The sequence below is a fragment of the Mucilaginibacter sp. UR6-1 genome (assembly GCF_020880975.1).
Lineage (GTDB): Bacteria > Bacteroidota > Bacteroidia > Sphingobacteriales > Sphingobacteriaceae > Mucilaginibacter.
Map to the genome: position 1 here is coordinate 924175 of NZ_JAJIWP010000001.1, position 15790 is coordinate 939964.

At 42.8% G+C, this 15790-nt stretch carries 10 protein-coding genes; 1 reads left to right on the forward strand and 9 read right to left on the reverse strand.

All coding sequences use genetic code 11. From position 1 onward, the window contains the following. Window positions 1–9: 9 nt before the first annotated feature. The 9 genes from LJ707_RS04055 to xerD all read right to left on the reverse strand — a co-directional run bounded on the left by LJ707_RS04055 (window position 10) and on the right by xerD (window position 15314). On the reverse strand, window positions 10–1629 hold the full coding sequence (locus LJ707_RS04055; RefSeq protein ID WP_228949502.1) for a DUF5008 domain-containing protein: 1620 nt from the start codon (window positions 1627–1629) through the stop codon (window positions 10–12). A gap of 17 nt (window positions 1630–1646) precedes the next feature. Then, window positions 1647–2369: a hypothetical protein gene (locus LJ707_RS04060; RefSeq protein ID WP_228949503.1), complete on the reverse strand. Its 723-nt coding sequence runs from the start codon at window positions 2367–2369 to the stop codon at window positions 1647–1649. Between the two features lie 26 nt (window positions 2370–2395). After that, window positions 2396–3916, reverse strand: a complete 1521-nt coding sequence (locus tag LJ707_RS04065; protein WP_228949505.1) for a RagB/SusD family nutrient uptake outer membrane protein — start codon at window positions 3914–3916, stop codon at window positions 2396–2398. A gap of 10 nt (window positions 3917–3926) precedes the next feature. Further along, window positions 3927–7076, reverse strand: a complete 3150-nt coding sequence (locus LJ707_RS04070) for a SusC/RagA family TonB-linked outer membrane protein (protein WP_228949506.1) — start codon at window positions 7074–7076, stop codon at window positions 3927–3929. 20 nt (window positions 7077–7096) lie between these two features. After that, window positions 7097–8218: a DUF5007 domain-containing protein gene (locus LJ707_RS04075; RefSeq protein ID WP_228949508.1), complete on the reverse strand. Its 1122-nt coding sequence runs from the start codon at window positions 8216–8218 to the stop codon at window positions 7097–7099. Between the two features lie 3 nt (window positions 8219–8221). Then, window positions 8222–9310 (reverse strand): discoidin domain-containing protein, encoded by a 1089-nt coding sequence (locus LJ707_RS04080; RefSeq protein WP_228949510.1) that lies wholly within the window; start codon window positions 9308–9310, stop codon window positions 8222–8224. Between the two features lie 32 nt (window positions 9311–9342). Beyond that, entirely contained in the window at window positions 9343–10842 is a 1500-nt protein-coding gene (locus LJ707_RS04085) for a RagB/SusD family nutrient uptake outer membrane protein (RefSeq protein WP_228949512.1), read from the reverse strand. 34 nt (window positions 10843–10876) lie between these two features. Then, window positions 10877–13861 carry a SusC/RagA family TonB-linked outer membrane protein gene (locus LJ707_RS04090; RefSeq protein WP_228949513.1) on the reverse strand — a complete coding sequence of 995 codons (2985 nt, stop codon included), beginning with the start codon at window positions 13859–13861 and terminating at the stop codon, window positions 10877–10879. Window positions 13862–14411: 550 nt separating this feature from the next. Next, on the reverse strand, window positions 14412–15314 hold the full coding sequence (gene xerD / locus LJ707_RS04095; protein ID WP_228949515.1) for a site-specific tyrosine recombinase XerD: 903 nt from the start codon (window positions 15312–15314) through the stop codon (window positions 14412–14414). A 42-nt stretch (window positions 15315–15356) separates the two neighbouring features. Here xerD and aroQ point away from each other — a divergent pair, with 42 nt between their 5' ends. Continuing rightward, window positions 15357–15770 (forward strand): type II 3-dehydroquinate dehydratase, encoded by a 414-nt coding sequence (gene aroQ, locus LJ707_RS04100; protein ID WP_228949516.1) that lies wholly within the window; start codon window positions 15357–15359, stop codon window positions 15768–15770. The last annotated feature ends 20 nt before the right edge of the window (window positions 15771–15790 follow it).

Here is a 15790-nt window from a genome sequence, read left to right on the forward strand (position 1 = left end):
TTTGGTGTATTATTCAATTGTTACTCGTACTATGTTGTAGCGGTCTTCATTATCAAACTTGTAGAAGCCACCAATAAGTAATAAGGCCCTTTTGCCATCGGCTGATTGGGTTTCAACAACATCATTCAAATATCCTCTGAAAGGCCCTGTGGCATTGTACCCCCTGGCAAGTTCGCCGGTTGGTGTAAGCACAGCAAAACCGTTACGTGTTATATTATTGTATTTTTTGAAGCCACCCGAAATAACGATCAAACCATCATTAAGCTGCCTGCTAAAGCCAATATAATTATCGAATGGTTTAACGCTGAATGTTTCATCAAGGGTACCATTCTCATTCAGCAGCGCCATGCCAAGAGCAGGTTTTCCGTTATAGTTGCGAAATACACCGGTAATCAGGTACTTTTTGGTAATACTGTTATAGGTTAATGATGAGATAGTGTTATCAGCGCCTACGCCGGTCTGGAATGACTCATCAATGCTGCCATCAACATTTAAGCGCACAATGTTACCTGCTGTTTTGCCATCAAATGTGGTAAACCGACCAAATAATACCAGTTTTTCATTATTAGCACCCTCTGTATGCATGTACGATGCAACCGGGCCGTTAGCTGATACATTACCTTTATTGGTAGATGTATTAAAACGGAATGTTTTATCAAGCGAGCCGTCAAGGTTAAAACGCAGCACCTGGCGTATCTCGGTACTATCAAGTATAACGCTATCACGTGTAAAATCGTAATTGGGTTTACCATATGTGCGGCTTACATAATACCTGAAATTACCTACTGCCAAAATTTTGTTCTGATGCCTGTAAATCTTATCAATATAGTTGTTGGTACCGCCGTTAAACTTAGGGAACCACTTCAAGGTATCATTAGAAGAGCTTGTTGAGGTTGGCCTTTTATACACCTTTATACCAACTGAGTCGATAGCGCCGGTGTTGGTTAACGCCGTGATGTTGCTCACATTTTCGGTACGTTGGTTATAACCGCTAAAACCACCTGATATATAATATTTATTACTGATCTCGATAATGCTTGACAGCGAACCATTTGCAGCCTTGCCTGTACGGAAACTACGATCGTACTCGCCATCTCCTGATGTACGCGCTATGCGGTTTATAGGTATAATGATGCCCTTGTTATCGTAATTAGTGAATGAGCCTATTACAAGGTTACGTCCATCAGCCAGCGGAAACACCTGGCTTACAGAACCATTAGTACCGGCCGTTGTACGGAATGAGGGATCAATATTTACCAAACCGTTCACTTTAAATTCAGGCCCTATCACCAACTGGTCATCAATAACTATTGATGTGATACCGGTACTGCCCCATTCAGGCACCTTAACTTTAATTGCAGCATCAGTTATTGACACTATTTCAGCTTGTTCGCCATTAAACATAAAGCGGGCTTTATCTTTATATGGCATAAGGCCGGTTACCTTAAAAGTAACCTCAGTACCTGGGCTGCCGGCTGCCGGAACCGGGTCAGCGTCGCGGTTAAGGTTTATTCCTAAAGCGTCTTTACCGTCAGCATAAGGATCGGTAAGCTCAACTTTTTCCTTACGGCATCCCTGTGAGCCAATAATGGCTACTAAAAGTATGATCGTGTATATCGTTCTTTTCATATGTTACAATATTGCCGTTAGTTACCAGATGATGTTAAACCGGTGAAGTATACATCACTATAAAATTCGTTGTAATTAAATCCGAAATACGCACCTGAATAGGCCAATGTGTGCACAACACCATTTCTCGGTTTTATATCTGATGAAGATATGTATGTAGGATAAGATGTGGCGGTTGGATTCGCGACATCAGGCACAAACATGATGTGCAGCCTTCGCGGACCTATGTATCTCACACCATTTGCATCGCCATATATTACGCCAATGTTACATACCTCATTACCCGTACTATAATAAAGCTGGCCGGGGTACTGGCTTTGCAGGTTAAGATCTATCTGCGGGTAATCCTTTAAACGGTTTACGCCGGCAAACATATAGCGCGTTAAAAATTTGCGCCATACTACAGGGCTAATGTCTGAAAGTTGCTTCACTGTATCACGACCCTCTTCATAAAGATCCCTGTTAAGACCACCACGGGTAAATGAACCAATTGTGCGCTTAACAACATCATCATCAGGGGCAAAAAAAGTAAAGTCAGCATTACGAAAGGTATCTTCCATACCGGCAAGCTTTACTATCTGTGCAATGGTATCAAACGGCACGGGTTTTTGTTCCAGGTATTCCATCATGTTACCCGGAAAATCAGCCTGTGCCTTACCGCCATCTATATAATATTCGTCGCGTTTACACCCGGCAAGTACAATCAACAGGCCGACACAAACGATCAATATAGCTTTCATATTTTTTATCATTTTTCTGTTAATTATTAATTGCCTCCGTTTACCCAGTACGCGTTCAACGTCATGAAAGGATTGTTTGTTAATGCGTTATTGCTTATTGGCCAGGTCCAGGCGCCACGGTTAAATTTATCAAGCGTTAATACGTTGTATGACCATTGGCTGCTAAGGATACGGCGTGTGCGCACCAGATCAAAATAATGGTGCCCCTCGCCCATCAGCTCACGCGAGCGTTCAAGAAAAATAAAATCTTTCAGATCGTCACCTGATGTATACAATGGTGCCTCGGCCCTTTTTCGTACCATGTTGAGCATGGTTATAGCATCACCATTTTCACCCAATTCAGCCAGTGCCTCTGCACAAAGCAATATTTCACCTGCGTATCTGAATATCAGGAATGTATTGTCGGGATTGGCATCTTCCTCGCCATTTGCAAACGAGTTAGCTGCGAATTTCAACATCATAAACCTGCCGTTATCAGCATAAATATCCTCGTCAAACCAAATCTCCGCTCTTTTATCTGACGCGTTTGGATATAACTTTTGCATATACTCGCCTCTGAAATACGCGAAGCTTACGCGGTGCGTGTACTCCGGGCGTTTGTATGGATAATGCAAAAACATATCGCCAAAAGGAGCCACGGCTGAGTTTTGGTCGCCGTAGTTTATACTACGGTAAAATTCAAACAAACTCTCGTCAGAGCGGCCTTTTATTACTGTAGACCACTGCTCAATAGGCAGCAGTTTATAGGCATTACTTTTTACTAACTCACGCCCTAAATCAGCAGTTTCCTGGTAGTATTTTGTGGCGTTAGCGCGGTCAAAACCGGCGTTCCACATATTCATGTTCATTATCAGGGCAATAATGCTACCACGGCTTGCGCGTACACCTTTTAAAGCAGGGTCTGAATAAGTCCAGGGCAAAAAGTCTTTATACGTTTTAAGATCGGCTATACATTTGTTAAGTACCGAAACCATGTTTTCACGCCCTATCGGCTCTGAATGAAAAGCATCGGTGTAGTAAGCAACATCGCCGTATAACCTTACCATAAAAAAGTAGGATAATGAACGTATGAAAGCTGCCTCAGCCTTGAATTGATTGGCCTCAGTTGCATTTACCCCGGGTATACCCTCATTAAGTTTTTCAATAAGAATGTTAGCGCTTTGTATAACCTGGTAATAACCTGTCCAATCGGTTATTCGGCCAAAGTTATAAAAACCATCCCAGGGCTTTCCGCCGCTTAATAATCCAATCAGGTCATTACGGCCAAGCACTTCAACGTAGGCACGGGCCGGGCCGTTATCAGCCTGCGCTTCATGCAATACCTCGCCTGAGCGATATTCGCCTGTAGCACCTATAAAGTGAGTTTCGTTGATCTTGCCAAAAAACCTGCGAGACATATCGTAGATATTGGCTATCACGTCGTCTTTTGACTGGTAAAAGTTATTACCTGTCAGCTTATCAATTGGCTGAATGTTCAGGAATTTTTTACAAGAAGGCAAACAGAAGCTTCCTGTAACTATCAAAATAAATATGATGATCTTTTTCATGACTGCTGTTTTATTTACCTGTATTAAGTTCAAGGTTTAAACCAAGGTTATAGGTACGCGCAACCGGATAACCGTTTGATATATCACGACCTAATGTTGTTACGTTCTCGGGGTTAGGGCCTGAATAGCTTGAGAAAGTTACCAGGTTATTGGTTGAGAAATATACCCGCAGGTTATTAAACCCGTACCTTCTGATAGCGTTTTTGTTAAACATATACGATAAGGTTACATTGTTAAGCTTAAAGTATGTTCCTTCTTCAGCCCACAGTGTTTGATCCGGACGCAATGGCTGTATCTGGTCAAAGCGTGCAAAATCATAAGGATTTGGATATCGGGTAACATCACCCGGATTACGCCATATATTCAGGTTTGACAGTGGTACTACCGCCAGTAACGAGAACGGATCGCGCATTATCGCCATACGGTCAGACAAGGAGTTGTTCAATATCGTTCTGTTGGCTGTAAATGAACCATACACATTCAATCCCCAATTTTTGTAAGTTATATTGGTTGATATACCACCTGTTACCAAAGGCTGTGAGTTACCGGTAATTTCATAGTCACGGTCATCAAGAATATAGTCGCCGTTTACATCTTTAAATATCGGGTCGCCGCCTTCAAACGCAGTACCGTTGGTTTGGTAGCGTTTACCGGTAACCGGGTCAACCGGTACGTCGGTATCATAGCCATAAACACCCTGATTTATTCGTAAGTAGTTTGATAAAGTATTTTTACCTACACGGTAAACAAGGTGCTGGCGATAGGCGCTATTATCAAACCTAATGTATTGGCCATTGTACTCAACCGGTAATTTAAGTAGCATATCGCGGTTGATAGCACCGTTAACTGATACTGTCCAGCTAAAATCTTTTCTGGTAATAGGCCTGGCCGTTATCATTAACTCATAGCCGTAGTTAGCAATACCAACATCGTTACTGGCTAATAAATTAAACCCGGTAACATTTGATAGCCCCCTGTCAAATAAAAGGTTATCAACATGCTTGTAATAAGTATCAAATATTACAGTCAGTTTTTCCTGGAAGAAACCCAGGTCAAAACCAAAGTTGTATTGTGTAGTTGTTGTTGGCTTTAACGCAGGGTTTGGTATAAAACCGTAGTTTATGCCGATGGTTGGATTATTATTGAAGTTACCGTTAAGGTTATATACACCATAGATGCTTTGCAGCGTACCGCTTGGCACAATGTTTTGCCCCCATGTTAAACGTAAGCTACCAAAACTCAACCATGAAAGATCACTCAGGAAATTCTCTTTATTGAAGTTCCAGCGTAAACCAACGGCAGGGTTTTTTGAGTAAGGATTTTCCAAACCGTTTGATGAGGTACCATCCAGTCGATATGAAAATTCAGCTACATATTTTTTCTGGTAATCATAAGTGAATGAACCGGCAAATGATGCGATTGTAGCGTTACGATAGTTTGATAATACACCACCGCCACGTGAGTAATAAGCATCATAACCTATCGGGCCCTGCAACTGATCATTAGGTGTGCGTTCCTGGCGTATGATACCACTTTGCGCGCCTTGCTTATATATTTCATTAAAGGTATTTACGAATATAGTATGATCGGTACCAAAGGTTTTAGCGTAAGTAATACCATTACGATTATATAAAGTAAAGCTACGTCCTTCAAAATCATACACTTTTGCGTATTGTGAGTTAGCGGCAGCCGGTGTAAACGTAGCCTCGGCATCTGATGTATAATCATAGCTTATGCTTGATGACAAGGCCAGCCCGGGTATAAACTCATATCTGCCGTCAACATTGGTACGCAGGTTGCGCGAGCTGTTACTGTTGTTAGTTTGTAGCGCCGAGGTTACTGCGTTTGATGACAGGTAGAATGACGGAGGCGGCAGCAATGTTGAAGCCTGCCCGTTAGCGGCCACACCGGATTGCAACAGCCCCACACCATCGCCCTTGGCCTGGTTACCTACCGAACCAAACAGTGAACCGAAGAACCTAAACTTATCATTCGGTTTAAACTCCATGTTCATGTTCAGGTTATACCTGTCAAAACCGGTATTTTTAATTACACCTTTTTGCGAAAAATAGCCAACGTTGGCTTTATAGTTAAAGCGCTGGTCGCCGCCATCAAGCGCAAGGTTATGGCTTTGGTTATAAGTAGTTGCATAAAAAACTGATTGCCAATCGGTAGAGTTGTTCCAGTAAGCGTTCAAGCTGTCGGCCAAAAAGTCTGTTAAACCTAATCGTTGCAATTGCTCCACGGTACGTGCGTTTGAGAGGATCTGCTGGATCTTTGACTGACGCTCGGCATTACCACCCAATGTTTCACGCAGTTTTGGCGGCGCCTCAACAAAGAAGTTTGATGTAAAACGTACCCTTGGAACCTTTGAGTTACCTCTTTTTGTAGTAATGATAATTACACCATAAGCACCGCGTGAGCCATACATTGAAGTAGCTTGCGCATCTTTCATGATCTGTATGTTCTCGATGTCTTCAACCGGTATCAATGATAACGGGCTTACACCCGGGCCCTGGGTTTGAAAACCGAACTCCGAAGCTTTGTCAGCATCAAGCGGCACACCATCAATAATATAGAGTGGTGATGTAGGCTGTAAGAACGACTCGTTACCGCTACCCTGCACGCTTAGCGTTGACAGACCACGAACCTGTACCGAACCACGGAAACCGGGCGCACCAGTGTTGTTCTGCACGTTTAAGCCCGCAACCTTACCTTGCAGCAACTGCTCAAAGTTGGCAACCGGTACGTCCTGAATATCCTTGCCACCTATATTTACTGCCGAACCGGTGGTGGTTTCTTTTGAACGCTTTTGATAAGCAACGATAATTACCTCGTTAAGGGCTTTTTTATCTTCGCTCATGTTTATCACCACGTTTTTCATTGCGGCGGTGGCTTTAATTGTTTGGGTGGCATAACCCATAAATGAAAATGACAGGGTTGCATTTTCGGCAACGTTTACGGTAAAGCGGCCTTTACCATCTGTTTGTATCAAGCCTTTACCGTCTGCGGCAACTGTTACGCCGGGCAGCTCAATATTGGCAACCTTGTCCAATACGGTACCGCTAACAGTTACAACCTTTTTTTGCTGCGAATAAACTTTTGTGCCGCATATTACGCAAACTATAAGCACTGTATAAAATAGTCTAAGTATTCTCATTGTGATGGCTTTATAGATTTTTATTCGTCTTCAAACTTTGGATTCTCTTTGGTAAAGTGGAATACAACCTCCCAGTCGCCTTTTTTATAAATGGCGAAGTCAATACCAAACTTTGCGATCGCGCGGCCGCCACCAAAACCTATTCTTGAATAACTAAATTCGGCATGATCGCGGCTGCCACCCGGCGCATAATTGGTAGGTACTTCAACCAATGGTATAGGGTATGCTACGGTATATTGTACATACTCGTTGGTTTTCTCCATGTTAAAGCCATGTACTATTCTATCCCATTTAGTTTCATTAAACTTTGTCGGGTTTATAGCTACCGAATCTTTATCCAAAAATTTGAACCTGATGGAGTTGCCGTTGCCGCCGGTAAAAGGGCGTATATAAACCACTACATCTTTGTAATCATCATTACTTCTAAGCGGCTCTTCTGTTTGAGCGCCTATTACGCCATCCAAAAACGGACGGATGTAATTACGGCTGTTAGGGTTGTAAGGAGATTTTGGATGTGGCGCCGGCCCTCCTGAATAAATGTTAAAATCATCTGATGGCTCATACGGGCGCTCACGGAAAGGACGAACCTGCAAATCGCGTATGGTTGTGGTGCCACCTGTGTTGGTGATCTTCACGTCAAAATAGCGGGTATCCTGCGGAAAGTTTGTACTATCGGCCGAGCGTGGAGTTATCAGATCGTTGTTAGTTGAAGCCCACATAATAAACTCGCCCGACTGGCGTACCTCAAAAAGCGGATGATCTTCAAGCTTGCGTTTAGCTTCTATTTCCTCAATACTTTTTTCAAGACCGGTATAGGCTTTGGTCCATACATAAGTTGGTTTAACCTGAAAAAGATCGGTTACCGGGCGGCCATCGCCATAACGGGGGTTAATGATCTCGAATTTTATTGGTTGTGTTGAATTATCACCGTTAAAACCACCCATAACAGTATTTCGCCCCAGTATAGGATCGAAAATTTTGTTATTATAGTTAACATTTGAGCTTAAATAGTCCTTTTCATCGGGCAGGTCAAATATCTTTTTGCAACTGCTCATTGTTATCAGCGTAAGCAGTAACAAAGCAAACTGTTGTTTAATGTTTATGTGCATGTTAGGGATCATGTTAAATTTTTTAAAACTCATCTCTTAATTCGCACGGTTTATTGTCCACTCGGCTAACTGGAATGCACCGCTACCATTGATCTCTGAGATATCTATACGATAGTATTTATAGGCAACCGTATTGTCACATCTAAATACTTTGGTTTGATACCTTTCTTCAAAAAAGAAGTTGCTGCGTCTATCCAGCTCAACCCAGGTTTTACCGTCCATTGAACCTTCGTAGGTCCAGGCCCTTGGGTCACGGTCAGGTGCATCATTGGCCGAGATAAGCGTGTATACACCTGATACAGCCGGTTCTTTAAGTTCATATTGCATCCATATACGTCCCTGAAACTCAGCCAGGAATTTTGTATGATCGTCGCCGTCAATAACTTTTTTAGAACCCTCACCGTTATCAGGCCCGCCGGCATTATCACGCAGTACAGTAAGCTTACCACCTATTTCAAGCATCAGGTTTGGTGGCGGCGGTACAAAGGTTAACCGGGTAACAAATTCATCAAACCCGAAAATATGATCAGGACTAACCACGTGAACTACACCATTTTTGGTCAGGATGTTATTTGAGCCTGTTGTGGTTGTTGACCAGTTGCGTACAAATTTGCTGCGTTTGGTGTTGCTGAACTCAACCGCTACAGGGCCTGCACCAACATTACCGGATGCTGAGTTACGGATGAGTTTACCATGCATAGGGTAAGCAAAACGTACGCTTGGTAAATCAAGCCCATCCTGCAGGGTTAATGAGTCTGAAGTGATCTTTCCGCGTACGATATAGTATGATGCCATGGTATCCAGGTGCACACCATCAATATTTGACAGGTAAAGCGGATCCTTGTCAGTTTGCCTGCGCAGGGTGTTTAAGTTGTTAATAGCTAATTGAAAACTTGGGTTAGTTACCGCGAACAGCGTTACATTACTATCAGTAAGCGTTTGTTTTAGGCCCATGCGGTCAACAACGGCTATCAGCGAATCGTAAACTCCGGGTTTGCTTTTTAGATACTCATAGGTATTGCCGGCAAATTGCGGATCGTTATTTGCAGCATCATAGTATCCACCATCTTTGCTACAGGCAAAAAGGGTTGCCGCCACACAAAACAGCAGTGCCGGAGCTTTCATATATCTTTTTAGATTGTTCATATATGTCTGTTTTATTTCCAGTAAGGATTTTGTGTTAATTGATTGTTTTGTGAAATGAGCTTACGCGATACAGGCCAGTATATGCCCTGTGAGTTGATAAGCTGCATGAAAGCCGCATTATTTTGCTTGATTTTGTTATAGCGAACCAGGTCATACCAGCGATGACCTTCGCCCATTAACTCGCGGCGGCGCTCTTCAAAAACCAGGTCAATAACATCACTATTTATAAAGATGTTATTGATACCACGGCGGCTCATGATATTAACTACTTCATTGATAGCGCCATTTTGATCACCTAAAACCGCCAAAGCTTCAGCGCGCAGCAATACAATATCCTCAAGGCGGGTAAATATCAGCGCACTGGTAAAGTACCTGAAGTTCGGGTCGGTAGTACCACCCTGAATAACTTTGATCTTGCTAAAGATGGGGTATTTGCCATTAAAGTTGGTAAAGTACCTTTCGCTGCGTGGCTGGCCAAGCGTATCCAGGCTAAAGCGGTCATCATTTAATTGGTCAAACACCTTGATGATGGTATCCTTCGGCATGTAAATATCCGGTATGCTCTTAGTGATAACCGGCTGGGCCAGTGTCAGCTCTTCGATGTGGCCGGTTACTGATCCATCAATATGTCCCCAATCCGAGTTAAAACCAAACATCTGGCTGGTATTTTTATTATAGAAGTAACCATTTGAATTGGTAAGGTCATTGGTTGACTGATAGCCTATACGGCTTTTACCATAATTATCCTCAACAAATTTCGCGTAAGTGGCCACATCATCATAGTTACCCTGCCATGCCGCCACATGGGCTAATATGGCATAAGCTGAGTTTTTTGTAGCTAACGCTCCACCCCACCTGCCATCAGTTTCGCCGTAGTATGATCCCGGTTGCTGTTCATCGCCGGCGCTGTATATAAAAGGCAGATCAGCGGCAGCGGCAAGTAATTCCTGCTCAACCCAAACCAATATTTTAGCTTGCGACTCGCGTGGTTTATTTTCAAACTTACCATCGTGCGAGCTAACGATAAAAGGCACATCACCCCATATACGCACCATGTAAAAATAGGCGAAGGCCCTGAGCAGGCGTGCTTGCGCCATATCAACTATCATGTTGTTTTCGGTATATCGCCTGTCAACCGCTTGTATCTCGCCTATGCGTTCCAAAAATATATTGGCTGAATTGATGACCGCGTAAAAGCGTGTCCAGTCTGACAGGGCATCAATTGTAGGGTACGAAGCATTTAACTGATTGGTTGTTACCGCTTTCAGATCCTGACGGTTAGGGCTCATGAATTCGCCTGTACGTACATCTCCATATATCCAGTGGCCATTATTGTCAGACAGGGCGGCTCTTGTAAGCGCATATACACCCATAATGCCGGCACGTGCGTCCTCAAGCTTGTTCCACATGTTTTTTTCACCAACCACGCGTACCGAATCCTTATCAAGAATTTTGTTACAACCGGTAAGAGCAACTAAAAACAGCAGGGTTATATATAATATCTTTTTCATTTTTTGTGCTTCAGATTTTCTTTAACATCCTGTTTTATAGATCCATTTTAACACCAAGGGTATACGTACGCGGTATTGGCTGGCCGTAACCGGTATCAAAACCATCATAACTAACCAACTCCGGATCCTGCCCTGTGTAAGGCGTTATGGTAAACACATTGTGTACAGAGCCATACACGTATATACGGGTTACCTTTATGCTTTTTTTGCTGAGCAGTTTGGTAAGGTCATATCCAAGTGCTATGGTGCGTAGTTTCAGGAAAGATGCATTCTCCAGGAAAAGGTCCTGATCGGTACGGTAAGGTATAACTGTGCTCCATGGGTTATACAGCGGATATTTTGAATAATCGCCACGTTTTTCCCAAAAAGTGATCTCTTTAACCGAGTTGATATTACTGTTACCCTCGTGGTTTACAAAATCAAACCTGTTAGCCATTTCCTGGTTTATCAGCTTACGACCCAGATTGAAGTAAAAATTAAGATTAAGGTTCCAGCTACCGTAACGCAGGTTATTATCAAAACCCCCCGAAATGGTTGGCAATGAATGGCCCGCCAACACCTTGTCATTATTATCAATAGCGTTATCGCCATTAATATCTCTCCAGCGTGGGTCGCCGGGTTGTAAGGCTATACCATTGTATTTAAGCGGCTGGCCGTCAACAACAGGTATTTCACTGCTATTGGTATAAATACCATCGTTAATTAATACCCAGTACTGATCAAATGGCTGACCAACTTTTAACAAACGGTTACCAATAATCAGCTCATCAAGCCCGCGAGGCAGAGCCTTCAACTTGTTACTGTTGTGGTTAAGGTTAAGTGATGATGTCCAACCGAAAGCGCTTTGCCTAACAATGTCTGCTTTAATGGTAAGGTCAATACCACGGTTATTTACTGACATGCCGCTCTCCAGCGATTGTTTGTAGCCATACTCGGCAAAATCAGGAACGCCAATAATAAGGTTCTTCTCTGTTTTTGAGTATACATCAACTGAAAGGCGCAAACGTTCAGCAAAGAAACCCGCGTCAATACCTACGTTGATCTGGTTTGAGTATGACCATGGTATACCATAGCCTATCCATCCGGCAGAGTAAGGCCTTGTTAATACAGCAATGGCGTTATAACCCGGTACCGTAATGTTACCGGTATAACCTGTTGTTGCGGTATACTGTGGCCCCTGGGCATAATTATCGTACGCGTTAAGGCGGCCCATGCGCCCTACGCTTGCACGTAGTATCAGATCGCTGAAGGTGTTATTATCCTCCAAGAATTCCTTCTTCATGCTCCACGCGGCCGACACCACCGGCGAAAAGAACCAGCGGTTTGTTGGCTGCGCGTTTGATGAACCATCAGTACGCATGGTTGCCGAAATCATGTACTTATCACTTATGGTATAATCGGCTTTGCCATAAAATGAGATCAGGTTATCACCTGTTTTGTCAAGAAAACGATAAGTAAGCTCTTTAGGAAAAGCTAAGGGGTTAAGATAGTTTGAGTTACCCGGGTCTGATTCGAGCAGGTTGATCTTGATATAATCATTGGCTCCCTTGTAAGCATAGGCATTGCTGTACTTATAAGTATCCCATTGTATTGACTGGCCGACCTCGATATGCAGATCGTGATTTTTGGCGGGCTTAAAATCATAAGTGCCTTTGTTATCCAGCATCAGGCGTTGGTTAAAGCCAAAATAGTTTGATGCGTAACTGTTACCCTGCAATAGTGTACGGGCATAAAACACATCACGATAGCCTTCATTATAGTCAACTCCAAATGTTGTATTCCATTTAAATTTACCAAGCTCCACACCAATACGGGCATAACCCTGTACCAGGTTTGATTTATTATCATCAAAACCCTTATTGTACTGATTGATGTAATCAGCATAATATTGCTTGTTTGGCGGCAGCGGCGCGCTCAGGTCCGGAAAATAGTTAACCTGTGTAAAACGGTCGCGCAGGTAGCGGTTACGGTCGCGCTCCAAACGGTTGGCATTAACCATTGCCGAGAATACCAACCATGGCACAGGCTTCATGGTGATGTTGAACATGGCACTATACCTGTCCATACCGGTATCATCTGCCACACCCTGGCTTTTGGTATTACCCAAAGAAAAACGGAAGTTGGCACGGCTGGTACCACCCGAAATGCCAAAGTTTATACCATGTATAAGCGCATTGCGGTAGTAAAGATCGGTCCAGTCTGACCGGCCACTGTACACATTGTTCAGCGAATCGCTCAGGTAGATCGGGTAGTTCTCATCATCCGAGTAACGGCCATTAGTTGTATAAAGGTCGTAAAAGCGCTGCCTGAAAGCATTTTCATACTTACCGTTTATAGTAGTTACCGATGGGCGCTGTACCAAACCGATGTATGAATTAAAGCTGATGCTGCGGATGTTACCCGGCCTTTTTGATGACAGCACAATAGCGCCGTTAACAGCGCGCGGGCCATACACAGCCGATGCGGCAAGATCTGACAAAACCTCAACCGAGGCGATATTATTCATATCGATATTGGCAAAAATATTTGTTGCCGGCCCGGGGCGGTTAAAGTCATACTGCTGCAAATCGTAAGCAAATGGATGCTCCGCAATTAGCGGTATACCATCAAGCACAATAAGTGGTTGGGTTTGATACAGCTCCTTGCGTGACAGTAACGGCATTGCCGCGCCACGAATGAACATGTTTTGAACTGAACCCGGTTCGCCGGATGGTTCCTGAACATACAAACCGGCGTATTGGCCTTTTAAATATTGTTGCAGGGAAATTGCCGGAAATAGGGTGAGCTGATCGGGTTTAACAGTTACACTATCCGTGCGCCGGTTATACAACGAACGTTGCATACCTACTAAACTGTCTTTTAATAAGGTGTCTTTTGCTGAGGTATCTTTACGTACAGTGTCCTGTAGTAAAAACATTTCAAATTTACTTATCCCTTCACTTTTACCCTTAGCCAAGCCTGTTGATGCTTTGATTGTGGTTCCGAAAAAAACCGCAAAGCACAGCCATAAGTATCGCATATTAATGGATATTTTAGATTGTTGAAATAAAAGAAATGATTATCCGCGAAGCGGTATGTTGCTGATTAACAATATGTTAAATCACAACTCAAGCCATAAAAGGGATGTGCAAAGTAAAAATTTTTCGCATAGATTACTGGTTTAGAAGTTTAATTAATGGTTGTTTATAAGAGCGTTTATTTTGTCAATTACAAGCATGAACGTTTACTTGTGATTGTGACGTTTATTTAATCGGTACAACAAATTAAACCAACAAAAACGGTTTATCAAAATATTATTTTCAAAAAAACTATCTTTTAAAAATATAATATCAAACCATTACATGTATTGCAATTGTTACAAATTACAAGCTTAAATTTTTAACATTATTAAAAATATTACATACTTAATGGTTTTAGCATTATGATTTTTTATGCTAATAAGTAATGATAAGCGGTTAATATGTGCTCAATAATTCAGACAATTATCATTTTATCAGCAATCACAAAACATTTCGATTTTTTTGGCGTTAACGCTGTCTTGTTAATTTTTCAAATCAGCCCGAAATATTTTATCGTCTGGGATGATATTGGTTGATTGTTGATCGCAGAAAATCCCTGTCGAGGTGAGTGTAAATTTCGGTAGTGGTAATACTTTCATGACCAAGCATTTCCTGCACGGCACGCAGGTCAGCACCGCCCTCAACCAAATGGGTGGCAAATGAATGCCTGAACGTATGCGGACTAATATTTTTATGTATGCCTGCAACAGTGGCCAACTCCTTTAAGATCATAAATATATAAACACGGCTTAGCCTGCTGCCCCGGCGATTAAGAAAAACCATGTCCTCCTCCCCTTTTTTGATCGGGATATGCACGCGCAATTCATTAAGCCATATTTTAAGCGCTTTTGTGGCTGCACCACCTATAGGTACCAAACGCTCCTTATCGCCCTTGCCGGTAACTTTGATGAATTCAATATCGAGGTAAAGGTTTGATATTTTAAGTTCCGTTAATTCAGATACACGCAGGCCGCAACTATACAATACTTCAAGTATGGCTTTATTGCGCCCGCCTTCAGGCTTTGAAAGATCAATAGCTGTAATGATGCGGTTAATCTCGTCATAGCTCAGCGTATCGGGTAGTTTACGCTGCATCTTGGGTGCTTCAAGCAGTTCAGACGGGTCAGCAACCATAAGGTCTTCCATCAGCATATATTTATAGAATGCTTTAACACCCGACAGGATACGCGCCTGGGACGAGGGCAGCATACCCAACTCATTTACCCATACCAGGAAACGGCGCAAATCAGCCAGGGTTATCTTATCAGGCGCGATGGTATTACCAGTATCAACAGATGCAAACTGCGCCAGCTTATCAATATCGCGGGTATAAGCCTCAACTGAGTTAGCCGACAATGACCGCTCGAGCTTTAAATACGCCTGAAAACTTTTTATTGACTGCTGCCAGTTCACCGTAATTTTACTTTTATTAATTTATACCTAAGTTTGAGCACCATGAATATACAGATAATTAACGGCCCCAATTTAAACCTGCTTGGCGTGCGCGAAAAATCAATTTACGGCGATGCCAGTTTTGAGAGTTACCTTGAACAACTGGTAGCCCGCTATCCTGATGTTACCATAAGCTATTACCAAAGCAACGTAGAGGGCGAAATTATAAATAAACTGCATGAAGTTGGCTTTAGCTTTGATGGCATTGTTATAAACGCCGGGGCATATACCCATACCTCTGTAGCCATAGGTGATGCTATTGCCGGTATTAATACACCGGTGGTTGAGGTACACATTAGTAATGTATATAAGCGTGAGGAGTTCAGGCATTCATCTATGCTGGCTAAAAACTGCAAGGGCGTTATTGCCGGTTTCGGTATGGATTCGTACCGTTTGGCTATTGAAAGTTTGCTGTAAATTATTATTTAGATAGATAT

Bases quoted from the DNA above. Each gene is read 5' to 3' on its own strand.
- LJ707_RS04055 (WP_228949502.1), bottom strand. From the start codon at position 1,629: ATGAAAAGAACGATATACACGATCATACTTTTAGTAGCCATTATTGGC.
- LJ707_RS04060 (WP_228949503.1), bottom strand. From the start codon at position 2,369: ATGAAAGCTATATTGATCGTTTGTGTCGGCCTGTTGATTGTACTTGCC.
- LJ707_RS04065 (WP_228949505.1), bottom strand. From the start codon at position 3,916: ATGAAAAAGATCATCATATTTATTTTGATAGTTACAGGAAGCTTCTGT.
- LJ707_RS04070 (WP_228949506.1), bottom strand. From the start codon at position 7,076: ATGAGAATACTTAGACTATTTTATACAGTGCTTATAGTTTGCGTAATA.
- LJ707_RS04075 (WP_228949508.1), bottom strand. From the start codon at position 8,218: ATGAGTTTTAAAAAATTTAACATGATCCCTAACATGCACATAAACATT.
- LJ707_RS04080 (WP_228949510.1), bottom strand. From the start codon at position 9,310: ATGAAAGCTCCGGCACTGCTGTTTTGTGTGGCGGCAACCCTTTTTGCC.
- LJ707_RS04085 (WP_228949512.1), bottom strand. From the start codon at position 10,842: ATGAAAAAGATATTATATATAACCCTGCTGTTTTTAGTTGCTCTTACC.
- LJ707_RS04090 (WP_228949513.1), bottom strand. From the start codon at position 13,861: ATGCGATACTTATGGCTGTGCTTTGCGGTTTTTTTCGGAACCACAATC.
- aroQ (WP_228949516.1), top strand. From the start codon at position 15,357: ATGAATATACAGATAATTAACGGCCCCAATTTAAACCTGCTTGGCGTG.